Origin of the sequence: Streptomyces sp. NRRL S-495 (genome assembly GCF_000966955.1) — a bacterium.
Taxonomy (GTDB): domain Bacteria; phylum Actinomycetota; class Actinomycetes; order Streptomycetales; family Streptomycetaceae; genus Kitasatospora; species Kitasatospora purpeofusca.
The window spans coordinates 1-21,042 of record NZ_JZWY01000274.1; the positions used below are offsets into that span (position 1 = coordinate 1).

The 21,042-nt window shown below is 72.8% G+C and carries 22 protein-coding genes and 1 tRNA gene; 15 read left to right on the plus strand and 8 right to left on the minus strand.

Annotated features, from left to right (window positions below):
* Positions 1–474: 474 nt before the first annotated feature.
* The 3 genes from VR45_RS15695 to VR45_RS15705 all read left to right on the plus strand — a co-directional run bounded on the left by VR45_RS15695 (position 475) and on the right by VR45_RS15705 (position 2,111).
* A tRNA-Leu gene (locus VR45_RS15695) sits at positions 475–556 on the plus strand.
* A 138-nt stretch (positions 557–694) separates the two neighbouring features.
* The gene (locus VR45_RS15700) at positions 695–1,606 is read left to right on the plus strand and encodes a Bax inhibitor-1/YccA family protein (RefSeq protein WP_045940378.1); all 912 of its coding nucleotides are present in this window, start codon (positions 695–697) and stop codon (positions 1,604–1,606) included.
* 103 nt (positions 1,607–1,709) lie between these two features.
* Positions 1,710–2,111, plus strand: a complete 402-nt coding sequence (locus tag VR45_RS15705; protein WP_045940379.1) for a hypothetical protein — start codon at positions 1,710–1,712, stop codon at positions 2,109–2,111.
* Positions 2,112–2,269: 158 nt separating this feature from the next.
* On the opposite strand, the gene VR45_RS15710 is transcribed toward VR45_RS15705, so the two are convergent.
* From VR45_RS15710 to VR45_RS15720, 3 genes are all read right to left on the minus strand, one after another.
* Positions 2,270–3,238, minus strand: a complete 969-nt coding sequence (locus tag VR45_RS15710; protein WP_052709117.1) for a hypothetical protein — start codon at positions 3,236–3,238, stop codon at positions 2,270–2,272.
* A 291-nt stretch (positions 3,239–3,529) separates the two neighbouring features.
* The gene (locus tag VR45_RS15715; protein WP_045940381.1) at positions 3,530–4,750 is read right to left on the minus strand and encodes an acetyl-CoA C-acetyltransferase; all 1,221 of its coding nucleotides are present in this window, start codon (positions 4,748–4,750) and stop codon (positions 3,530–3,532) included.
* Between the two features lie 62 nt (positions 4,751–4,812).
* Entirely contained in the window at positions 4,813–5,946 is a 1,134-nt protein-coding gene (locus VR45_RS15720; protein ID WP_078896551.1) for an SGNH/GDSL hydrolase family protein, read from the minus strand.
* Positions 5,947–6,304: 358 nt separating this feature from the next.
* Between VR45_RS15720 and VR45_RS15725 the strand changes: the two genes are divergently transcribed.
* From VR45_RS15725 to VR45_RS15750, 7 genes are all read left to right on the plus strand, one after another.
* Complete coding sequence (locus VR45_RS15725; RefSeq protein WP_045940382.1) at positions 6,305–7,708, plus strand: cystathionine beta-synthase; 1,404 nt, start codon at positions 6,305–6,307, stop codon at positions 7,706–7,708.
* A 502-nt stretch (positions 7,709–8,210) separates the two neighbouring features.
* The gene (locus VR45_RS15730) at positions 8,211–8,549 is read left to right on the plus strand and encodes a hypothetical protein (protein ID WP_045940383.1); all 339 of its coding nucleotides are present in this window, start codon (positions 8,211–8,213) and stop codon (positions 8,547–8,549) included.
* 181 nt (positions 8,550–8,730) lie between these two features.
* Positions 8,731–9,012, plus strand: coding sequence for a hypothetical protein (locus VR45_RS48630; protein WP_234325984.1), 282 nt, complete (start codon positions 8,731–8,733; stop codon positions 9,010–9,012).
* A complete protein-coding gene (locus VR45_RS15735; RefSeq protein WP_045940384.1) occupies positions 9,009–10,073 on the plus strand; it encodes an Ig-like domain-containing protein in 1,065 nt (354 codons plus the stop codon). Before VR45_RS48630 ends, VR45_RS15735 begins: the two co-directional genes overlap by 4 nt.
* 107 nt (positions 10,074–10,180) lie before the next feature.
* Complete coding sequence (locus tag VR45_RS15740; RefSeq protein WP_063772488.1) at positions 10,181–10,741, plus strand: SigE family RNA polymerase sigma factor; 561 nt, start codon at positions 10,181–10,183, stop codon at positions 10,739–10,741.
* Positions 10,738–11,583 (plus strand): hypothetical protein, encoded by an 846-nt coding sequence (locus tag VR45_RS15745; protein ID WP_045940385.1) that lies wholly within the window; start codon positions 10,738–10,740, stop codon positions 11,581–11,583. Before VR45_RS15740 ends, VR45_RS15745 begins: the two co-directional genes overlap by 4 nt.
* 92 nt (positions 11,584–11,675) lie before the next feature.
* The gene (locus VR45_RS15750; RefSeq protein WP_045940386.1) at positions 11,676–12,209 is read left to right on the plus strand and encodes a DUF1203 domain-containing protein; all 534 of its coding nucleotides are present in this window, start codon (positions 11,676–11,678) and stop codon (positions 12,207–12,209) included.
* Between the two features lie 48 nt (positions 12,210–12,257).
* Here VR45_RS15750 and VR45_RS15755 read toward each other — a convergent pair whose 3' ends face one another.
* On the minus strand, positions 12,258–12,626 hold the full coding sequence (locus VR45_RS15755; RefSeq protein ID WP_043469330.1) for a cupin domain-containing protein: 369 nt from the start codon (positions 12,624–12,626) through the stop codon (positions 12,258–12,260).
* 119 nt (positions 12,627–12,745) lie between these two features.
* A complete protein-coding gene (gene msrA, locus VR45_RS15760; RefSeq protein WP_045940408.1) occupies positions 12,746–13,417 on the minus strand; it encodes a peptide-methionine (S)-S-oxide reductase MsrA in 672 nt (223 codons plus the stop codon).
* Between the two features lie 131 nt (positions 13,418–13,548).
* On the opposite strand from msrA, the gene VR45_RS15765 reads away from it, so the two are divergent.
* Positions 13,549–14,706 (plus strand): cystathionine gamma-synthase, encoded by a 1,158-nt coding sequence (locus VR45_RS15765; RefSeq protein ID WP_045940387.1) that lies wholly within the window; start codon positions 13,549–13,551, stop codon positions 14,704–14,706.
* Positions 14,707–14,719: 13 nt separating this feature from the next.
* Here VR45_RS15765 and VR45_RS15770 read toward each other — a convergent pair whose 3' ends face one another.
* Positions 14,720–15,199 carry a MarR family transcriptional regulator gene (locus VR45_RS15770; protein WP_045940388.1) on the minus strand — a complete coding sequence of 160 codons (480 nt, stop codon included), beginning with the start codon at positions 15,197–15,199 and terminating at the stop codon, positions 14,720–14,722.
* A 122-nt stretch (positions 15,200–15,321) separates the two neighbouring features.
* Here VR45_RS15770 and ilvA point away from each other — a divergent pair, with 122 nt between their 5' ends.
* The 3 genes from ilvA (at position 15,322) to VR45_RS15785 (ending at position 18,539) form a co-directional block, all read left to right on the plus strand.
* Positions 15,322–16,533: a threonine ammonia-lyase gene (gene ilvA / locus VR45_RS15775; protein ID WP_045940389.1), complete on the plus strand. Its 1,212-nt coding sequence runs from the start codon at positions 15,322–15,324 to the stop codon at positions 16,531–16,533.
* 121 nt (positions 16,534–16,654) lie between these two features.
* On the plus strand, positions 16,655–17,680 hold the full coding sequence (locus VR45_RS15780; RefSeq protein WP_045940390.1) for a daunorubicin resistance protein DrrA family ABC transporter ATP-binding protein: 1,026 nt from the start codon (positions 16,655–16,657) through the stop codon (positions 17,678–17,680).
* 1 nt (position 17,681) lies between these two features.
* Entirely contained in the window at positions 17,682–18,539 is an 858-nt protein-coding gene (locus VR45_RS15785) for an ABC transporter permease (RefSeq protein WP_045940391.1), read from the plus strand.
* Between the two features lie 114 nt (positions 18,540–18,653).
* Here the strand turns inward: VR45_RS15785 and greA are convergent, their stop codons facing one another.
* Positions 18,654–19,154, minus strand: coding sequence for a transcription elongation factor GreA (greA, locus tag VR45_RS15790; RefSeq protein WP_030397059.1), 501 nt, complete (start codon positions 19,152–19,154; stop codon positions 18,654–18,656).
* A 306-nt stretch (positions 19,155–19,460) separates the two neighbouring features.
* Complete coding sequence (locus VR45_RS15795) at positions 19,461–19,871, minus strand: DUF4307 domain-containing protein (RefSeq protein WP_045940392.1); 411 nt, start codon at positions 19,869–19,871, stop codon at positions 19,461–19,463.
* 240 nt (positions 19,872–20,111) lie between these two features.
* Here VR45_RS15795 and mca point away from each other — a divergent pair, with 240 nt between their 5' ends.
* The gene (mca, locus tag VR45_RS15800) at positions 20,112–21,017 is read left to right on the plus strand and encodes a mycothiol conjugate amidase Mca (RefSeq protein WP_045940393.1); all 906 of its coding nucleotides are present in this window, start codon (positions 20,112–20,114) and stop codon (positions 21,015–21,017) included.
* Positions 21,018–21,042 lie beyond the last annotated feature (25 nt).

A 21,042-nucleotide genomic window follows, 5' to 3' on the forward strand; every position in this document is an offset into this window, starting at 1 on the left:
GACCTTGTTCAGGCCGGTGGCGCGGGCGGCCGCCCGGCCGGTACGGACGGCGCTTGCGGTCGACGTGCTCACGGGGTGCTCCTCAAGTCGGGCATGGCGGACCGGGCCGTTCGGCTCCGGGGGGCTGGCCGGCCGGGGCCCTTCCAGGGGCGTCCGGCCGTACCTCCATGCTCCTTCCGGTGATCATGGTTTCTCGTCGCTCCGCCGGACGGTTGGCCCGACCACCGCTGGGCGTACGCCCAGGTGGCGCCCTCCTCCTGCGGTATGACACCGACCCTGAGCGGAAGGGCGGTGGCCGGATCGAGCGGGTCGAGTGGCCAAATCACGAACTGTTCGTCAGATGGCAAGGAAACATGACAACTTCCCCGCCTCGGAACATGCGAAAGGGGATGCCGGGCGACTAGGCTCAGGGGTGGCCCGCACGGGGGCGGGAGCGCTGCTCTTCGTTCCGCCGGCGGGGCCGGGTCCGCAGAAGCCCAGATGGTGGAACGCAGACACGGGCAGCTTAAAACTGCTTGGCCGAAAGGCCGTGCCGGTTCGAGTCCGGCTCTGGGCACCGACTCGCGGGGACGCCGACCGGCGTCCCCGCCGGACGTCAGCGGCCGAATCCTTCTCGCGGCGGATGCCGATCCCTTTGCCAAGCCATTACCCTTGTGCTGCGGGCGGTGCAGTGCCGCCACGGAGGGAATGAGCAATGAGAAGCAGCAACCCGGTCTTCTCGCGGGAGGGGTCCTTCACCCGCGAGTCCGGCTACGCGGGTTTCGGGACCACCCAGACCCCGCCGGCCGGGAGCCCGTACGCAGGCAACCCCTACGGCAACAATCCGTACGGGAACAACCCGTACGCGAACAACCCCTACGGCCAGCAGCCCCAGGGCGGGGCGCCGCTGACCGACGAGCAGCTCGTCGAGATGTACAACGCGCCCTCCGCCGGTCCCGCGGCGACGGGCCGGATGACGCTGGACGACGTGGTCGCGCGCACCGCGATGACGCTGCTCACCCTGGTCGCGGCCGGCGGTCTCGCCTGGTTCGCGCTGCCGGACCGGAACTTCGGCCTGGCCGGCGTCGCCTCGCTGGTCGCGTTCGTGCTCGGCATGGTGATCTCCTTCAAGCGGAGCGTCAGCCCGCCGCTGATCCTGCTCTACGCGGGCCTCCAGGGCTTCGCGCTCGGTGCGATCACCAAGGTGTTCAACACCATTTGGGAGGGCATCGCGATCCAGGCGGTGCTGGGCACCGCGGCGGTGTTCGCGGCGATGCTGATCGCCTACAAGACCGGGCGGATCCGGGTCACCCCGCGCTACACCCGGATCGGCATCGCGATCGCCATGGGCTTCGTGCTGCTGATGCTGGTCAACATGGTCGCCTCGCTGGTCTTCGGCGCCGAGATGGGGCTGCGCGGCGGCCCGCTGGGCATCGTGGTCGGCCTGGTCGGCATCGGCCTCGGCGCGTTCTTCCTCTCGCTGGACTTCGCGGCGATCGAGGAGGCCATCGCCCAGGGCGCGCCGCAGAAGGAGTCCTGGCGGGCGGCCTTCGGGCTCACCCTGTCGCTGGTCTGGATCTACATCGAGATGCTGCGGCTGATCGCGATCCTGCGCGGCGACGACTGACCCTCCGTCGTACGACCCGCTGTACCACCACTGCCGCCGGGCCCCGGAGCGACCGCTCCGGGGCCCGGCGGCTTTCGTTCCCGGTGGCCCGTATGCTCGCGGCATGTCCGAGACGTCCGATGAGAAGACCCTGGCCGAGGCCGTCGACGCCCTGGCCGACCGGTTCCGTGCGATGCCGCAGAGCCGGCTGCTCGGTGCCGTCCCCGGGCACCCCTCGCGGGCCTCGGCCGGACTGGCGCTGGCCCGCTGGCTGGCGGTGACGGCGGCGGCCGCCGAGGCGGTCCGGACCGACGGCGGCGCGGACGGCCCGCCCGCGCACGAGCTGCCGGACGCCGGGGCGTTCGCCGTCGGCGACCAGCTCGCCGTGGTCGGGCACGACCTGGCGGCGGCCCTGGCCGCGCTGCCCGGGGACGCCGAGGTGGCCCTGCCGGACGGTCCGGTGGCGGCCGCGGCGGTGCGGGCCCTGGCCGTGCGACGGCTGGCGGAGGTCTCGGCGGCCCTCTGACGGACGCTGATGGCGCCGTGTGCCTGACGGTGCCGTGTGCCGGACCGGCGAAGCGCCGACGGCCAGGTACTGGCGAAACGCCGAGGGCCGGCCGGATCGGTAACCCCCTCGATCCGGCCGGCCCTCGGCGTCGGCGCGCCCAGCTCGGCGCGCTCGGGTCAGATGCTGGCCACCACCCGGTCGGCGAGCACGTACACGGCGTCCTCGTCGGTGGAGAAGGTCAGCGAGTAGGAGCCGGAGAACCGGGAGCCGCCGAGCAGTCGGACGTTCTCACCGGCCCGGACGGCGTCGATCAGCCGGTACGCGGCCTCGCGGTCGCCCGGGGCCACGCAGAGCGTGGTGCCGTCGGCGAAGGCGTAGACGTCCAGGGTGCCGAGCGGTCCGGGGCGGACGTCGATCAGTGCGGTGCCCTCCTCGGCCAGCGTGGTCAGCCGGGTGTCGGTCCACTCCCGGGACGGCGTCTGGCTGGGCACGAAGTCGGGGTGCGAGGGGTGGCGGCGCGGGTCGGGCGCGGTGGCCGGGGCCTCCTCGACGGCGGCCTCGGCGTCCAGCAGCCCGGCATCCAGGCCGGTGGCCAGCAGGTCGGCCTCGCGGCGGGCCCGGGCGTCCCCGGTGCCCTCGCCGGCCGGGTGGCCGCCGGCGGGGTGGCCGGCCGGGTGGGCGGGACGCAGCGGGCTGCCGCCCTCGGGGCCGCTCTCGGTGGGCCGGGTTCCGCCGTCGCCGATGAGGTCCTCAAGCGCGGAGCGCAGGGCCTCGCCGAACTCCGGGTCCATGGTGCCCGGGTGGTCGGCGTTGTCGGCGGCCTCGTTCGGCCCGGTGGGGCGGGGGAAGAAGAGCGGCCACTCGTCGGTGGTGCTGAAGACACCGGCGAACGGGGAGTCGAACAGCGGCGCGTCCTCGGCCGCGCGGGCCTCCTGCTCGGCCCAGAATGCCCGGGCCTCGGTGATCTCCCGCTCGCGGTCGGCGGCCAGGGCCTCGGCGACGGCCCGGCGTATCGCGGCCTCGTCGACGGTCGGGGCGACGGCGGCCCGTGCGTCCAACCGTCGGGAGATTCCCCGGAGGTGGACCAGCACGGTGGTCGACACGGCGATCAGGACCAGCAACAGGATGGTGTAGACGGCGCTCACGGAACGTACTCCTAGGGAGGAGTGGAACGGGGTTACCTCTCCACACTGCCCCATCCGGTGCTGTTACCGCAGTGGCCAATGTCCAATTTGTCGGTGACTTTCGCTCTTGTCCCCAAATTGTTAGGTAGGACCGCTCTACGCAGCGGAGTTGATCCGCTCCGCACCGTCGATTTCCGGTCCGGAAATGAACGAAAAGAGGGCCGGATCGACCTCGCGGTGTGATCCGGCCCTCAATTACGCTGTGTCACTCCAAATGGGTGGTCTGGACCCTTCGGGGTTGACAGTGCGAGGTCAGCTGAGGCGCTCCAGGACCATCGCCATGCCCTGGCCGCCGCCGACGCACATGGTCTCCAGACCGAACTGCTTGTCGTGCCACTGCAGCGAGTTGATCAGGGTGGTGGTGATCCGGGCGCCGGTCATGCCGAAGGGGTGGCCGACCGCGATCGCGCCGCCGTTGACGTTCAGCCGGTCCAGGTCGACGCCGAGGTCCCGGTAGGAGGGGATCACCTGGGCGGCGAAGGCCTCGTTGATCTCGACCAGGTCGATGTCGCCGATGGACAGGCCCGCCCGCTTCAGCGCCTGCTTCGAGGCCTCGACCGGGCCGTAGCCCATGATCTCGGGGGAGAGCGCGCTGACACCGGTGGAGACCACCCGGGCGAGCGGGGTGATGCCCAGCTCGCGGGCCTTGGTGTCGGACATGATCACCAGCGCGGCGGCGCCGTCGTTCAGCGGGCAGCAGTTACCGGCGGTCACCGTGCCGTCCGGGCGGAACACCGGCTTGAGTCCGGAGACGCCCTCCAGCGTGACGCCCGCGCGCGGGCCGTCGTCCTGGCCGACCACGGTGCCGTCGGGGGTGGTGACCGGGGTGATCTCCCGCTCCCAGAAGCCGGCCTTGATCGCCGCCTCGGCGAGGTTCTGCGAGCGCACGCCGAACTCGTCCTGCTCGGCCCGGGTGATGCCCTTGAGTGCGGCGAGGTTCTCGGCGGTCTGGCCCATCGCGATGTAGGCGTCCGGCAGCAGCCCGTCCTCGCGCGGGTCGTGCCACTCGCCGCCGCCCGCCTCCGCGCGCGCCGCCGTGCGCGCCTGGGCGTCGCCGAACAGCGGGTTCATGGTGCCGGGCAGGCCGTCCGAGCTGCCGTGGATCGACCGGGAGACGGTCTCCACGCCGGCCGAGACGAAGACGTCGCCCTCGCCGGCCTTGATCGCGTGCAGGGCCATCCGGGTGGTCTGCAGCGAGGAGGAGCAGTAGCGGGTGATGGTGGTGCCGGGCAGGTAGTCCATGCCCATCTGCACCGCCACGATGCGGGCCAGGTTGTGGCCCTGCTCGCCGCCGGGCAGGCCGCAGCCGAGCATCAGGTCGTCGATCTCGCGCGGGTCGAGCTGCGGCACCTTGGCCAGCGCGGCCTGGATGATGTGCGCGGTCAGGTCGTCCGGGCGGACGTCCTTCAGGGAGCCCTTGAAGGCCCGGCCGATCGGCGAACGGGTGGCGCTGACGATGACGGCTTCGGGCATGGCGGGCTCCTCGCTGAGTGGCGGCGGACAGGCGTCCGGGAGGAAAGTTACCGTCTGGTAGCTCAGTCGTCACCCGCCCCGGTGTGTGAGCTGGCCGACGTGTTGCCGGGCACCGGACCGGCGCTCCCGGAGAGCCCCTCGGACAGGCCCTCGGAGATCGCGTCGGACGGCCCGCCGACCGGTTCCCCGGCGGCCCAGGAGCCCGGAAGGCCGACCCGCAGCCGGTGGCGCAGCAGCGCCCAGCGGCCAGCCGCGCCGTCCAGGCCGCCGACCGCCGCCACCTCGCTGCCGGACCGGTCGGCCGCGGCCGCGGCGGCCACCGCCACCGGCAGCACCGCCTCACCGGGGACCGGTCCGTCGGCCGGCTCCTCCTGCGGCCAGAGGCCCAGTGCGGCGCAGACCGAGGGCAGGACGGCCATCGCGGCCGTCGCGTAGCCCTGGGCCGAGGGGTGGTAGCGGTCGGCGGCGAACATCTCCGGCCTGGCCGCGAACTCCGGGCCGAGCAGCGAGCCGAGCGACACCGTCCGGCCGCCCGCCTCCACCACCGCGATGGTCTGCGCGGCGGCCAGCTGGCGGCTGACCCGGCGGGCCACCCAGCGCAGCGGCGGGCGGACCGGCTTGATGGTCCCGAGGTCGGGGCAGGTGCCGACCACCACCTCGCAGCCGGCCGCGCGCAGCGCCGCGACCGTTTCGCCGAGCTGGCGCACCGCGAGCTGGGCCGGGCTGTGCCGGGTCACGTCATTGGCGCCGATCATGATCACGGCGATGTCCGGGCGGCAGGACAGGGCCTGCTCCAGCTGGCCGGCCAGATCGGCGGAGCGGCCGCCCGAGAACGCCACGTTCACCAGCCGGACCGGGCGCTCGGCGACCGAGGCGAGGCCCGCGGCGAGCAGCGCCCCCGGGGTCTCCCGGGCCCGCAGCACCCCCAGGCCGGCCGCGGTGGAGTCGCCCAGGAAGGCCAGCACCAGCGGCGGCTGCGGCGCGGCCGCGCGGTCGGCGAAGGCCTCGCCGTAGACGCCGTCGGCCCTCGGCGGGTCGCCGTCCAGGATGCCGATGGCCTGGACGGCCAGCTTGCTCTCGGTCAGCAGCAGGCCGACCAGGCCCACCCCCAGTACTCCGAGCCCCCCGCCGCCGTACACCGCCGCGGTGGCGATCCGCCGGGCCACCCGGGCCCGCGACTGCTGTGTTCCTGGCACCCCGTGCCCCCTTCGCGTCCTCGTGCCACCCCGACGGGTGCCGTTCCCGATGCGTGTACACCCCTAGTACCCGTCTTGGGCGCGGGCTACGACGGGGGTGGGCCGTTCGTGGTGCGCACGGGCTCTCCGGGGCGCCCGGTACGTGGGGCGTGTCCTTCGGATCCCGCCGGGCGGGCGCCGCTGGAGCACGCACCTCGACGGCTTCTCGTCGGTCGCCGATGCTCCGCATGGACTCCCTCCTCGGCACCGCCGATGCACGCACCCCAACGACGCCCGCCCATCCGACGGGATCCGAAGGACACGCCCTAGGCTTGCGGTACCGACAGCACTCGTATGCCCACACATCGGGAGGACCCCCGTGCGGTACCACAATTCGATCATCGACCTGGTCGGCAACACGCCGCTGGTCAAGCTGAACAAGGTCGCCGAGGGGATCAGCGCCACCGTGCTCGCCAAGGTCGAGTACTTCAACCCCGGCGGCTCGGTGAAGGACCGCATCGCCGTGCGGATGATCGAGGCCGCCGAGGCCTCGGGCGCCCTCAAGCCCGGCGGCACCATCGTCGAGCCGACCTCCGGCAACACCGGTGTCGGTCTGGCGATCGTGGCCCAGCAGAAGGGCTACAAGTGCATCTTCGTCTGTCCGGACAAGGTGTCGACCGACAAGATCAACACGCTGCGCGCGTACGGCGCCGAGGTGGTCGTCTGTCCGACCGCCGTCGCCCCCGAGCACCCGGACTCGTACTACAACGTGTCCGACCGCCTGGTCCGGGAGACCCCGAACGCCTGGAAGCCGGACCAGTACTCCAACCCGGACAACCCGGCCTCGCACTTCCACTCCACCGGCCCTGAGCTGTGGGAGCAGACCGGGGGCCGGATCACCCACTTCGTGGCGGGCGTCGGCACCGGCGGCACCATCTCCGGCACCGGCAACTACCTGAAGGAGGTCTCCGGCGGCAAGGTCAAGGTGATCGGCGCCGACCCGGAGGGCTCGGTCTACTCGGGCGGCACCGGCCGGCCGTACCTGGTCGAGGGCGTCGGTGAGGACTTCTGGCCGACCGCCTACGACCGCGACGTCGCGGACGGCATCGTCGCCGTCTCCGACAAGGACTCCTTCCAGATGACCCGCCGCCTGGCCAAGGAGGAGGGCCTGCTGGTCGGCGGCTCCTGCGGCATGGCGGTCGTCGCGGCGCTGGAGGTGGCGCGCGGGCTCGGCCCGGACGACGTCGTCGTGGTGCTGCTGCCGGACGGCGGCCGGGGCTACCTCTCGAAGATCTTCAACGACGACTGGATGGCCGACTACGGCTTCCTGCCGTCCGCCACCGACGAGGCGCACATCGGCGAGGTGCTGGCCCGCAAGGACGCCATCGAGCACGAGGGCATCCCGCAGTTCGTTCACATGCACCCCAACGAGACCGTCGCCGAGGCGGTCCGGGTGCTGCGCGAGTACGGCGTCTCGCAGATGCCGGTGGTCTCGCCGGGCGCCGGCCACCCGGACATCATGGCCGGCGAGGTGATCGGCTCGGTGGCGGAGAAGCTGCTGCTGGAGGGCGTGTTCGCGGGCGACATCGAGCTGACCGACACGTTGGACCGGGTGATGTCCAAGCCGCTGCCGGTGGTCGGCTCGGGCGAGACCGTCACCAACCTGATGTCGGTGCTGGAGAAGGCCGACGCCGCGGTGGTGCTGGTGGAGGGCAAGCCGCAGGGCATCGTCACCCGCCAGGACCTGCTCGGCTTCCTGGCCGGCAGCCGCGCCGGTCACTGAGCCCCGCCGGTACTGGGCCGCGCCGACCGCGCCGCCCCCGACCCGCGGTCAGCCGCCGCCCCCGACCCGGTGGCTGAGGAACCGTACGGTACGGGTTCCGTTTCCGGGCGAACCGGTACACCGGCGTCATCTCCGTGCAGCACGGGCTTAACACGACTGCGGCATGGTTGTGCACACGGCAACAAGACGCCGAACGGGACGACAACGACCGGCCGGGAGCGGCTCCCCGGCGGCGCGGTCCGTCCCGGGCACGACGGTCGGTCCTGACCCGGCCGGTGGTGTCCCTGTCCGAGGAGGCGCCGTCGTCCCGCCCCTGCCCGGCTCCGGCCGGCTGCCAGGGTGAGGCGGCTCCCGGACACCCGCGCCGCTCGGCGCGTCCGCACGGCTCCCGGGTGGGGGAGACGGGCGGAAGCGGTGGGGCCGGTCCCTCCTCGAAGGGGGGACCGGCCCCGCTGCATTTCTCCGGCGCCTCCCGGTGGGCGGGATCCCGTAGTCTCGGCGCATGACCAGCACTGACACGACCGGCCAGGACAGCCCGCGCTACGTCCGGCTCAGCATCGAGCTCATCGCCGAGATCACCGACGAGGGCGCCCTCAAGGCGGCGGCCCTCGAGCAGGTGACCGCGGACGAGTACCTCGACGACGAGGAGCGCGCGCAGTCCGTCGAGGCCATCGAGGTGGACCCGGCGGGCTCGCTCGCCCACTTCATCGACCCGGTGGCGCTGCTCGGCGACGTCCCGGGTGTCGAGCTCGCCTCGGCGACCTGGGAGTCGGCGAACACCGACTTCGACCCCGAGGACGGGGAGTGGGACGAGTACGCGGTGGAGGAGGCGGCCGAGTAGGGCTCGCCCGCCACTTCCGACGAAAGCCCGGTCTGCTGTCCGCAGGCCGGGCTTTTTGTCCATATTTGGCACATGGTTTCGTCTTCTCATACGATCGCAAGCCGTTGGTGTTGGAACCGTGAACGTACGGATTGCGTTTTTGTATCCGTAATGCCCGGATGAGCAGTAGGGAGTGGGCGACGTGACGGCACGGGACGGTCAGGGCCGGTCGGCCGCGAGCAGCTGGAGCCGGCGCGGCGTACTCGCCGGCCTGGTCGGTGCCCCGGTACTGCTGCTGGCGGCCTGCAACGACACCAAGAGCGCGGACAACGGCGCGGGCACCGGAACGACGGGCGCCGGCGGCACCGGCGGTTCCGGCGGCACCGGTTCCGGCGGCGGACATCCGACGGCGAGCCCACCGGTTCCGGCGGCGGACAGCCGACGGCGAGCGCCACCAGCACCCCGAAGACCTCCGTCGCCGTGATCACCGTCACCCCGGCCGACGGCACCACCTCGGCCGGCTTCAGCGAGCCGGTCCGGGTCGCCGTCGCCGGCGGCACCCTCACCTCGGTCACGGTCGCCGACTCCACCGGCAAGGCGCTGGCCGGCGCGCTGTCCGACGACGGCACCGTCTGGACCTCCGCCGCCTCCCCGGCCAGCGGCACCAAGTACACGGTGACCGCGGCCGCCGTCGACAAGGACAAGCTGGAGGCCGACGCCAACGCGGTCTTCACCACCGCGACGCCGGCCAACACCTTCGTGGGCTACTTCACCCCCGAGGACGGCTCGGTGGTCGGCGTCGGCATGCCGGTCTCGATCAACTTCAGCAAGCCGGTCACCGACCGCAAGGCCGTCCAGCAGGCCATCACCGTGGTGGCCGAGCCGGGCGTCGAGATCGTCGGGCACTGGTTCTCCAGCACCCGTCTCGACTTCCGCCCGCAGGAGTACTGGGCCAAGGGCACCAAGGTGACCGTCAAGCTCCGGCTCAAGGACGTGCAGGGCGCCAAGGGCGTCTACGGCACCCAGTCCAAGGACGTCCGCTTCACCGTCGGCCGGGCCCAGACCAGCGTCGCCGACCTCGCCACCAAGAAGCTCACCGTCACCACCGACGGCCAGGTCAGCGCCGTCTACGCGATCTCCGGCGGCTCGCCCGAGTTCCGCACCTGGGGCGGGAAGATGGTGATCACCGAGCAGTACCAGCAGACCCGGATGAACTCCCAGACCGTCGGCCTCGGCAGCGAGTACGACATCCCGGACGTGCCGCACGCCCAGCGCCTCTCCACCTCCGGCACCTTCATCCACGGCAACTACTGGTCCCCTGCGTCGACCTTCGGCAGCCAGAACACCAGCCACGGCTGCGTCGGTCTGCGCGACGTCAAGGGCGGACAGGATGCCAACGCGGACGGCTACAAGTTCTTCAAGAGCTCGATGGTCGGCGACGTGGTCGAGGTCACCAACTCCGGGGACAAGACCGTCGTCCCGTCCAACGGCCTCAACGGCTGGAACATGGCCTGGGCCGACTGGAAGGCCGGCAGCGCGGTCTGACGCCCACGGGCGCCACGGGCGTTCCCGACGGGGGACTTCCCACCGTCCGTGCGAATTCCCGCCCGCGAGGACAGAACCCCGCCCGCCCCCCGAGGAGTCAGGGGGATGTGAAACGCGAGCAGAGAGAGCGCCTGGACGCCGAGTTCAGCGCGTTCGTGGTCGGCATCGGGCCACGGCTGATCAGGCTGGCCGAGCTGCTGACCGGTGATCCGCACCGGGCCGGGGACATCGTGCAGTCGGCGCTGGAACGCGCCTACCTGCACTGGCCCAGGATCACCGCGAACGCGGACGACCCGGCCGCCTACGTGCGGCGGATCGTCGTCAACCAGCACCGCGACTGGTGGCGGCGGTTGCGCAACCGCGAGCTGCCCACCGACCGCGCCCCCGACCGGCCGGTGCCGGCGGACTTCGCCGAGCAGCAGGCCCAGCGGGCCCTGCTGCACCAGGCGCTGGCCGCCCTCACCCGGCGCGAGCGGGCGGTCGTGGTGCTGCGGTACTACGGGGACCTGAGTGAGGCCGAGACCGCCGCCGAACTGGGCATCGCGCCCGGGACGGTCAAGTCCACGCTGCACCGGGCGCTGTCGAAGCTGCGCGCACGGCCCGAGCTCGCCGACCGCACCGGCGGCCCGGCGGGCCACGACCCGAGCGACATCGAGGTGGCGGTATGAACGGCGGCACGGAATTCGAGGAGCGGCTCGGCGAGCTGCTGACCCGGGAGGACACGGCCTGGGGGGCGAGGGGCCCCGACCCGGCGACGGTCATCGCCGGGGCGCGGCGCCGCCGGGCCCGGCGGCGGGTCGGCACCGGGGCGGTCGCGTTGGCGGTCGCCCTGGTCTGCGGGGGGACGGCGCTGACCCTCGGCGACCCCCGGCCGGCCGGGGGTGCGGCGGGCGTGGCAGGGGCGGCGGTCACCACGACGGCCGCCGTGCTGCCCGGCGCGGCCCCCGCGTCGGCGTCGGCATCGGTGGTGCCGGTCGCCACGGGGGCGGGGGCGCAGCCGGACTCGCCGGTCCGGCTGGTGGTGCCCGGCAAGCAGCTCACGATCGCCGACGGCTACCGGATGAGCGTCACCGCGACCGAGTCCTGCGTCGAGAAGTGGGAGCAGGCCACCGGGACGTGGGAGCAGCCGTTCGGCTGCCGCGATGCCACCAGCGACAACCTCGACCACAGCCGGCCCACCATCGGCGCGCAGAGCCTCGGGGACGGCGAGCGGACCGTGGTGACCGGTCTGTACCTGGGCCCGGCGCCGGCCCGGATCGCGGTCGAACTCAAGGGCGTCCAGGCGGTCGCCACCCTGGTCACCACCGCGGAGATGAACGGCTGGACCGCCTACTACGCGGTGGTTCCGGGTGCCGCCCACTCCTCCTCGGGCCCGAACGGGCCCGACGCCTCCCCCTCCGTCGCGGCCTGGGCCGCCGACGGGACGCGGCTCGCGGACCTGATCGCCCCGCGCCGGCCCGACCCCTGGGCCGCCGCGGGCGGCGGGACGGGCGCACCGGCCGCGCGCTGACGGCGGACGGTCGGCGGAGCCCGCGGATCGCGGCCGAACGCGAGGGCCGAAATCCGCCGGACTCCCGGGGGCGGCGGCGGGAGGGTGGGGGCATGACGACCACGCCTCCTCCCGTCCTGTCCGCCCCGTCCGCCCCGTCCGCCTCGTCCGTCCTGACCGTCCGGGCGATCGACCCGGCCGTGCACCGCGCCCTGCTGGTACGCGACGACGCCGGCCGCCCGCCGGTCCGCTCGGTCGACGAGACCGGCGGCGCCCCGCTGCGCTGCTGCCTGGCCCGGGCCGGGGCCGGGGAGCGGATCGCCCTGCTGAGCTACGCGCCGCTGCGGCGCTGGGCCGCGGAGACCGGGGCCGAGCCCGGCCCGTACGAGGAACTCGGCCCCGTGTTCGTGCACGACGGCCCGTGCGAGGGCCCGGCGACCGGGGACGGGTGGCCGGAGGGCTTCCACGGCGGGCAGCGGGTGCTGCGCGCCTACGACCGGCGCGGGCACATCCTCGGCGGCGCCGTGGTGCTGCCGGAGACCGCCGAGGCGGGCGCGGCGCTCCTGCTCGCCGACCCGGAGGTGGCCGTGGTGCACGTCCGGGCGGTGGAGTACGGGTGCTTCATGCACGAGGTCCGGCGGGGGTGACCACCCGTCCACGAGGTCCGGCGGGGGAGACCGCGGCCGGCCGGGTGCTCACGAGCGCTTGGCGTAGTCCCCGTAGCCCTGCCAGTCCAGGACGACCGCCGGCTCGTCGCCCACCACCCACGCGTCGTGGCCGGGCGGGCAGACCATGAAGTCGCCGGGGCCGAACTCGCTCTCCTCGCCGTCGTCCATGACGATCTTCAGCCGCCCCGAGATCATGTAGCCGACGTGCGCGGCCTGGCAGCTGTCCGTCTTCGCGATCGGCTTGACGTGCCGGGACCACTGCCAGCCGGGCCGGAACACCGCCCGCCCGACGCCCCCGGCGTCCAGGTGGACCAGGCGCAGCTCACCGGTGTCCGCCTCGAACGGGCGGACCTCCTCGGGATCGGTGTCGAAGTTCCTGCGGATGAGACCGGCCATGGGGTGCTCCTCGGGTCTCCTGGGGACAGGAGCGGCCGCACCACCGGGGCGGGTGGTGCGGCCGCCCTCCTGGTCCTTCCAGTCTGCGCCCGCCGGGCGCCGGGCGCAGACCCGGCGGCTCAGCCCTGGGCACCCGTCCTGGCCACCCCGATCGGGCAGCTGGCGCCGGTGCCGCCCAGACCGCAGTAGCCGTTCGGGTTCTTGGCGTCCGACAGGTACTGCTGGTGGTACGGCTCGGCCGGGAAGAACGGGCCGGCCGGGGCGATCTCGGTGGTGATCGGGCCGAGGCCGAGCGCCGTCAGCGCCGGCTGGAAGGCGTCCCGGGTCGCGGTCGCGGTGGCCGCCTGGGCGGGGGAGTGGGTGTAGACCGCGGAGCGGTACTGGGTGCCCACGTCGTTGCCCTGCCGGTTGCCCTGGGTCGGGTCGTGCGCCTCCCAGAAGGTCTTCAGCAGCCGCTCGTAGGAGATCACCGCCGGGTCGAAGACCACCCGCACCGCCTCGGTGTGCCCGGTCAGGCCGCTGCACACCTCCTCGTACGTCGGGTTCGGGGTGTGGCCGCCCTGGTAGCCGACCAGCGTCGTCCAGACGCCGGGCAGCCGCCAGAACGTCCGCTCGGCGCCCCAGAAGCAGCCCAGACCGAAGTCCGCGACCTCGAACCCGTCGGGATACGGGCCGGTCAGCGGGTGGCCGAGGACGGTGTGCGGCTCGCTGAGCGTGAAGTCCGGGGCCGCCCGGCCGGGCAGGGCCTGGTCGGCGGGGACGAGCGAGGTCTTGTGGCGGTTGAACAGCACGGCCTGCTCCAACGGTTCGAGAAGGGTTGCGGAGGTTCCAACGCCGTCGCCCGCCCGGGGATTCCGGCCGGTCCCCGGCGGCCGGGTGCCTTCCGGGCGGCAGCCGGGCGTTCGCCGACTACGCTCGGAGCATGACCGAGCACCAGCTTCCCCAGGGCTTCGAGACCCTCGCCATCCACGCGGGTCAGGAAGCAGACCCCCAGACCGGGGCCGTCGTCACGCCGATCTACCAGGTGTCCACCTACAAGCAGGACGGGGTGGGCGGCCTGCGGGGCGGCTACGAGTACAGCCGCAGCGCCAACCCGACCCGCACCGCGCTGGAGGAGTGCCTCGCCGCGCTGGAGGGCGGCTCCCGCGGCCTCGCCTTCGCCTCCGGCCTGGCGGCCGAGGACACGCTCCTGCGCACCGTCCTCAAGCCGGGCGACCACATCGTGATCCCCAACGACGCCTACGGCGGCACCTTCCGGCTCTTCGCCAAGGTGCTGACCCGCTGGGGCGTCGAGTTCTCCGTGGCCAACACCCAGGACCTGTCCACGGTCCGCGAGGCACTGCGCCCCAACACCCGCGCGGTCTGGGTGGAGACCCCGTCCAACCCGCTGCTGGGCATCACCGACCTGGCCGCGCTGGCCGAGATCGCGCACGGCGCCGGCGCGCTGCTGGTCGTCGACAACACCTTCGCCAGCCCGTACCTGCAGCAGCCGATCGCGCTGGGCGCCGACGTGGTCGTGCACTCGACCACCAAGTACATGGGCGGCCACTCCGACGTGGTCGGCGGCGCCCTGGTGATCGCCGAGGCCGGACTGGCCGAGGAGGTCGCCTACCACCAGAACGCGATGGGCGCGGTCTCCGGCCCGTTCGACGCCTGGCTGGTGCTGCGCGGCATCAAGACCCTGGGCGTCCGGATGGACCGGCACAGCTCGAACGCCGAGAAGGTCGCCGAGCTGCTGGCGGGCCACCCCAAGGTCAGCCAGGTGCTGTACCCGGGCCTGCCCGAGCACCCCGGCCACGAGATCGCCGCCAAGCAGATGAAGGCCTTCGGCGGCATGGTGTCGTTCCGGGTGAACGGCGGCGAGGAGGCGGCGGTCGAGGTCTGCAACCGGGCGGAGCTGTTCACCCTCGGTGAGTCGCTGGGCGGCGTGGAGTCGCTGATCGAGCACCCGGGCCGGATGACCCACGCCTCGGTGGCCGGTTCGGCGCTGGAGGTGCCGGCCGACCTGGTGCGGGTCTCCGTCGGCATCGAGTCGATCGACGACCTGCTGGCCGACCTCCAGCAGGCGCTGGGCAAGTAGTGCCCGTCGGTCGCTAACCGCCCTGCCGGCCCGCCGAGTACGACTCCATCGAGTGGTTGAAGCGGGCCAGCAGGGCGCAGAACACCTGCTGCTCCTCGGGCGGCCAGTCGGCGACCAGCTGACGCGTCAACTCCGTCCGCCCGGCCCGGACTTCGGCCAGCCGGTCGGCGCCGAGCGGGGTCAGGGCGAGCCGGACGGCGCGCCGGTCGGCCGGGTCCTGCACCCGGCCGACCAGGCCGGCCGCGACCAGCGGGGCGACCTGCCGGGTGACGGTGGAGGAGTCGACCCCCAGCGCGTCGGCCAGGGCCTTGACGTTGGCGGGGCCGAGGCGCTCCAGCCGCTCCAGCAGCAGGTAGGCGGCCCGGACCAGGGCGGCCACTCCGTCGGATCCGCGGACCTGTTCCATTCTGCGGGCGAACACCGCCAGCTGGTACTGGAGTTGCGTGTGCACGGGGTCGGTGAGGTCGGAGGCCAGGGGCGAGGTCGTCGTCATCGCGGCTCACGATCATCATGCGGTGAGAGAGGCTCAGAAGCAGCAGCGTACGCGGGCCGGGCGGGCCCGGGAACAGGGCCGACGTCCCCGGGCGAGGCGCCGAAGAAGCCTAGGCTGCTGTCATGCACAGCTGGCCGATCACCCTCGACGATGTCCGCGGCGCCCAGAAGATGCTCGTCGGGGTGGCCCGGACGACGCCGATGGAGGGCAGTCGCCACCTTTCCGCGCTGGTCGGCGCTCCGGTCCACCTGAAGTGCGAGAACCTCCAGCGCACCGGCTCGTTCAAACTGCGCGGGGCGTACGTCCGGATCGCGGGCCTCTCGCCGGTGCAGCGGGCGGGCGGGGTGGTCGCGGCCAGTGCCGGCAACCACGCCCAGGGGGTGGCGCTGGCGGCCTCGCTGCTCGGGGTGCGCTCCACCGTCTTCATGCCGCTGGCCGCGCCGCTGCCCAAGGTCGCGGCCACCCGGGAGTACGGCGCCGAGGTGCGGCTGCACGGGGCGACCGTGGACGAGGCGCTGCAGGCGGCGCAGCAGTACGCGGAGGCGAGCGGGTCGGTGTTCATCCACCCGTTCGACCACCGGGACATCGTGATCGGGCAGGCCACGGTCGGGCTGGAGATCCTGGAGCAGTGCCCCGAGGTGCGGACCGTGCTGGTCGGCGTGGGCGGCGGCGGTCTGCTGGCCGGGATCGCGGCGGCGGTCAAGCCGCTGCGGCCGGACGTCCGGGTGGTGGGGGTGCAGGCGGCGGCCGCCGCCGCGTACCCGCCCTCGCTGGCGGCGGGGCGTCCGGTCTCGCTGGAGCGGTTCGCCACCATGGCCGACGGGATCATGGTGGGCCGGCCCGGGGACGTGCCGTTCGAGATCGTCAACACCCTGGCGGACGGGGTCCGCACCGTGTCCGAGGACTCGCTGTCCCGGGCCCTGCTGCTCGGTCTCGAGCGGCTGAAGCTGGTGGTGGAGCCGGCCGGGGCGGCGCCGATCGCGGCCCTGCTGGAGCAGCCGGACTCCTTCGAGGGGCCGGTGGTGGCGGTGCTCTCCGGCGGCAACATCGATCCGCAGCTGATGCAGCGGGTGCTGCGGCACGGCCTCGCGGCCGCCGGCCGGTACCTCTCGCTGCGGGTGCGGCTGGCGGACCGGCCGGGGGCGCTGGCGGGGCTGCTCGGAGTGCTGACCCGGGTCGACGCCAATGTGCTGGACGTGGCGCACGTGCGGGTCGACCCCCGGCTGGGGCTGACCGAGGTGGAGGTGGACCTGCACCTGGAGACCAAGGGGCCGGAGCACTGCGCGGCGGTGCTCGGCGAGCTGCGGGACGCGGGGTACGTGGTCTCCGCGTAGGGGCCGGGGGCTCCGGAGTCGCTGGCCCACCAGGAATGGGGGCAAAGTGGGACAGACCACTTGTTGTCCCGCGCAGTCGTCCCCGCCCTTCCGTCCCTCCCCGAGGAGATGAGGCAGGCCCATGGCGCCAGCCATCCAAGCCGAGAACCTGGTGAAGACCTTCGGCGACGTACGAGCCCTGGACGGCGTCAGCCTCGACGTCCCCGAGGGCACGGTGCTCGGGCTGCTCGGCCCGAACGGCGCCGGCAAGACCACCACCGTGCGCGTCCTCACCACCCTGCTCCAGCCCGACTCCGGCCGTGCCACGGTGGCCGGCGTCGACGTCCTCAAGCATCCGAACCGGGTCCGCAGCCTGATCGGCCTCTCCGGCCAGTACGCCGCGGTCGACGAGTACCTCACCGGCTTCGAGAACCTCCAGATGGTCGGCGAGCTCTACCAGATGCCGGTCCGCGCGGCGAAGGCCAGGGCGCTCGAACTGCTGGAGTGGTTCAACCTCACCGAGGCCAAGGACCGCATCGCCAAGACCTACTCCGGCGGTATGCGCCGGCGCCTCGACCTGGCCGCCGCCCTGGTGGTCCGGCCGCCGGTGATGTTCCTGGACGAGCCCACCACCGGTCTCGACCCCCGCAACCGGCTCGCCCTGTGGGAGGTCATCGAGACCCTCGTCGAGCAGGGCACCACGCTGCTGCTCACCACCCAGTACCTGGAGGAGGCCGACCGCCTCGCCCACGACATCGCCGTGGTCGACCACGGCCGGGTGATCGCCCGCGGCACCGCCGACCAGCTCAAGGCGCAGATCGGCGGCGAGCGGATCGAGGTCGTGGTGCACCGGGCCGAGCTGGTCGGCGAGGCGGTGGCCGCGCTGTCCGGCTACGCGCTGGGCGAGCCGGCGCTGGAGAAGAACACCCGCCGGATCACCGTCCCGGTCAGCGGCGGCGCCCGGGTGCTCGCGGACGTGATCCGCGAGCTGGACGCCCGCTCGATCGAGATCGACGACATCGGCCTGCGCCGGCCGACCCTGGACGACGTCTTCCTCTCGCTCACCGGCCACCACACCGAGGCCGACCAGGAGGAGGGCGTTGGCGGGGGCCGCGCCGACGGCTCCGGCGCGGACGAGCGGGCCGTTCCGGCGGGGAAGGAGCGGTGAGATGACCAGTGCCACCGAGCACGCCATCGGCGGGGCGGTGCCCAAGCAGCGCCGGGGTGTGGCCGCCGTGCTGCACGACTCCTGGGTGGTCGCCAAGCGGAACCTGCGCCGGATGACCCGGATCCCCGAGATCGTGGTGTTCGGGCTCATGCAGCCGGTGATGTTCGTGCTGCTGTTCTCGTACGTCATGGGCGGCGCGATCCAGATCCCCGGGACGGAGTCCAGCTCCTCGACGTACATCCAGTTCCTGATGGCCGGCATCTTCGCCCAGACGGTCACCTTCGCGGTGGCCGGCGCCTCGGCCGGCATCGCCGAGGACATGTCCAAGGGGCTGGTGGACCGGTTCCGCTCACTGCCGATGGCCCGCTCGTCGGTGCTGGTCGGCCGCACCCTGGCGGACCTCTGCCAGACCGCCTTCACCCTGGTGGTGCTCGCGGTGGTCGCGCTGCTGGTCGGCTGGCGGATCCACCACGGGTTCTGGTCCGCGCTGGGCGCGTTCGGGCTGCTGCTCCTGCTCGGCTACGCGTTCTCCTGGATCGGGGCGCTGATCGGCCTCTCGGTGCGCAGTCCGGAGGCGGCCACCTCGGCCGGGCTGATCTGGCTGTTCCCGCTGACCTTCATCTCCAACGCCTTCGTGCCGGTCAGCTCGATGCCTGGCTGGCTGCAGGGGATCGCCTACTGGAACCCGTTCAGCGCCACCGTGCAGGCCTGCCGCAACCTCTTCGGCAACCAGGTCGGGCCGGTGGACGACGTCTGGCCGATGCAGCACGCGGAGCTGATGTCGGTGCTCTGGTCGCTGGCGATCATCACGGTGTTCTCCTGGCTCTCGGTGCGCAAGTACCGCTCGGCCGCGGGCTGAGCGGGGCGCGTTCGCCCGGGGTGGCCGGTTCGCCCGGGGCGGCACGCGAAAGGGCGGCCGTGGCACCTGCCACGGCCGCCCTTTCGCCCGTCCGCCGGACCGGCGGGGGGAGGATCAGCCGGTGTAGGGCTTGACCTCGATGATCTTGACCATGGCCCGCTTGCCGTTCGGCAGCTCGTAGGTGGCCTCGTCGCCGATGGTCTTGGCGTCGATGGCGCGGCCCAGCGGGGACTGCGGCGAGTAGATCTCCAGGTCGTCGTCGCCGGCCACCTCGCGCGAACCCAGCAGGAACTTCATGGTGTCGTCCACGTCGCCGTCGAAGGCGACCGTGACGACCATGCCCGGCGCCACCACGCCCGAGTCGGCCGGGGCCTCGCCGACCTTGGCGCGCTCCAGGAGCTGGGTGAGCTGGCGGATCCGCAGCTCGTACTTGCCCTGCTCCTCCTTGGCCGCGTGGTAGCCGGCGTTCTCCTTGAGGTCACCCTCCTCACGCGCGGCCTCGATCTTCTGCGCGATCTCGATCCGCCAGGGGCCGGTCAGGTGATCCAGCTCGGCCTTGAGCTGGTCGTAGCCGGACTGAGTGAGCCAGGTCACGTTCTCGCTGGTCTGGGTCACGGGTGCTCCTCGTAGGTGCTGGGGCTGTGCTGAGGGTGTGAGTCGTCAGCGCGTAGGTCGGTGCAGATAACGGTCTTAACTACAAAGCAACGCCCGCTCCCGTACCAGCTGGTGCGGAAGGGGCGAAACCACGAGCCTAACAACTCCTGCCGACAATCGGGAGAGTCGTTGGCGCGTCATTGACGACGGCGTTGCGCCGAGGTGTACCGGATCGGCGGGCGGGACTCCCCTACGGATGCCCGCCCGCCCGGGCGAATATGCGCCGACCGCCGTCCGGACGACCGGTCGGCGCCTTTCGGGCCCGGCCTAGGCGGGTGTGCAGCCCAGCAGCTCGGCGGTGGTGCCGCGGGCGGTGGTCCGCAGGCTGACCACCGCGTCGTAGCCGGTGCCCGCCGCGGGGACGGGGAAGTCGGCGACCCCGACCACCGCGCCGTCCTCGCCCTGCGAGCGGACGGTGCAGCTGCCGGCGGTGCCCTCGGTCTTGCGCACCGCCAGGTGCAGCTGGAGCTCGCTGTCCGAGAGGGCCTGGAAGGTCGGCACGGTGCCGTTGATCCGGGTCTCCCGGATCAGGTACGAGCTGCCCAGCCAGGCGATCAGGCCCAGCGCCAGCACCCCGCAGACCGCGCCGATCACCTTGAGCCGGCGGTCGGTCTCTTGGTCGCCGCGCCGCCCGTAGCGCCCCTCGGGGAGCTGCGGGGTCCGGGTGCCAGCACTCATGGGGCTCAGTCCTCTCGTGAGGAGGAGGCCGCGCGGGTGGTGCGGGGGAATGCGGGGCTCCTCCAGTCCGTCACTATAGGAGGGGCACGCCCGCGGCCGGTCCGGCGGGGGCGGGGCTCGGCCGTGTCGGCGCCGTACGCCGCGGCCGGTCCCGCGGTGACGCGGCCCCGAGAGCGGCTCGGACGGTGGGCGGACCGGATGGCGCGGGACGCCCGGACATTTGTGGAAGGAACGCACGCGTTGACTGAGCAGTTGCGACTGATGGCGGTGCACGCACACCCGGACGACGAGTCCAGCAAGGGCGCGGCGACCATGGCCATGTACGTCGACCAGGGGGTGGACGTGCTGGTGGCCACCTGCACCGGGGGAGAACGCGGTTCGGTCCTCAACCCGAAGCTGCAGGGCAAGCCGGAGATCGAGGAGAACATCCACGAGGTGCGGCGCAAGGAGATGGACGAGGCCCGCGCGATCCTCGGGATCAAGCAGGCCTGGCTGGGCTTCGTGGACTCGGGCCTGCCCGAGGGCGACCCGCTGCCCCCGTTGCCCGAAGGCTGCTTCGGCCTCCAGGACGTCAAGGAGGCGGCCGAACCCCTGGTCCGCCTGATCCGGGAGTTCAAGCCGCAGGTCATCACGACCTACGACGAGAACGGCGGCTACCCGCACCCCGACCACATCATGACCCACAAGATCACCATGGTGGCCTTCGACGCCGCCGGGGACCCCGACGCCTACCCCGAGGCCGGCGAGCCCTGGCAGCCGCTGAAGCTCTACTACAACCACGGCTTCCCGATGGGCCGGATCCGCGCCCTGCACAAGTACCTCAGCGAGAACGGCCACGAGTCCCCCTACGGCGAGTGGATCGCCGGCTGGGAGAAGAGCGGTCGCACCGAGCGCGAGATCACCACCCGGGTCCGCTGCGACGACTGGTTCGAGACCCGGGACCGCGCGCTGATCGCGCACGCCACCCAGATCGACCCGGACGGCCCGTGGTTCCGCGTCCCGCTGGAGGTCCAGCGCGAGGTGTGGCCCACCGAGGACTACGAGCTCGCCCGTACCCTGGTCGACGTGGACCTGCCGGAGGACGACCTGTTCGCCGGTCTGCGTACCCCCAGCCTGACGGCCGAGAAGGCCGACACGCGGGACTGAAGCACCCCCCGACGGCCCGGCTCCC

Bases quoted from the DNA above. Each gene is read 5' to 3' on its own strand.
- VR45_RS15700 (WP_045940378.1), top strand. From the start codon at position 695: ATGAGAAGCAGCAACCCGGTCTTCTCGCGGGAGGGGTCCTTCACCCGC.
- VR45_RS15705 (WP_045940379.1), top strand. From the start codon at position 1,710: ATGTCCGAGACGTCCGATGAGAAGACCCTGGCCGAGGCCGTCGACGCC.
- VR45_RS15715 (WP_045940381.1), bottom strand. From the start codon at position 4,750: ATGCCCGAAGCCGTCATCGTCAGCGCCACCCGTTCGCCGATCGGCCGG.
- VR45_RS15730 (WP_045940383.1), top strand. From the start codon at position 8,211: ATGACCAGCACTGACACGACCGGCCAGGACAGCCCGCGCTACGTCCGG.
- VR45_RS15745 (WP_045940385.1), top strand. From the start codon at position 10,738: ATGAACGGCGGCACGGAATTCGAGGAGCGGCTCGGCGAGCTGCTGACC.
- VR45_RS15750 (WP_045940386.1), top strand. From the start codon at position 11,676: ATGACGACCACGCCTCCTCCCGTCCTGTCCGCCCCGTCCGCCCCGTCC.
- VR45_RS15755 (WP_043469330.1), bottom strand. From the start codon at position 12,626: ATGGCCGGTCTCATCCGCAGGAACTTCGACACCGATCCCGAGGAGGTC.
- VR45_RS15765 (WP_045940387.1), top strand. From the start codon at position 13,549: ATGACCGAGCACCAGCTTCCCCAGGGCTTCGAGACCCTCGCCATCCAC.
- VR45_RS15770 (WP_045940388.1), bottom strand. From the start codon at position 15,199: ATGACGACGACCTCGCCCCTGGCCTCCGACCTCACCGACCCCGTGCAC.
- ilvA (WP_045940389.1), top strand. From the start codon at position 15,322: ATGCACAGCTGGCCGATCACCCTCGACGATGTCCGCGGCGCCCAGAAG.
- VR45_RS15780 (WP_045940390.1), top strand. From the start codon at position 16,655: ATGGCGCCAGCCATCCAAGCCGAGAACCTGGTGAAGACCTTCGGCGAC.
- VR45_RS15785 (WP_045940391.1), top strand. From the start codon at position 17,682: ATGACCAGTGCCACCGAGCACGCCATCGGCGGGGCGGTGCCCAAGCAG.
- VR45_RS15795 (WP_045940392.1), bottom strand. From the start codon at position 19,871: ATGAGTGCTGGCACCCGGACCCCGCAGCTCCCCGAGGGGCGCTACGGG.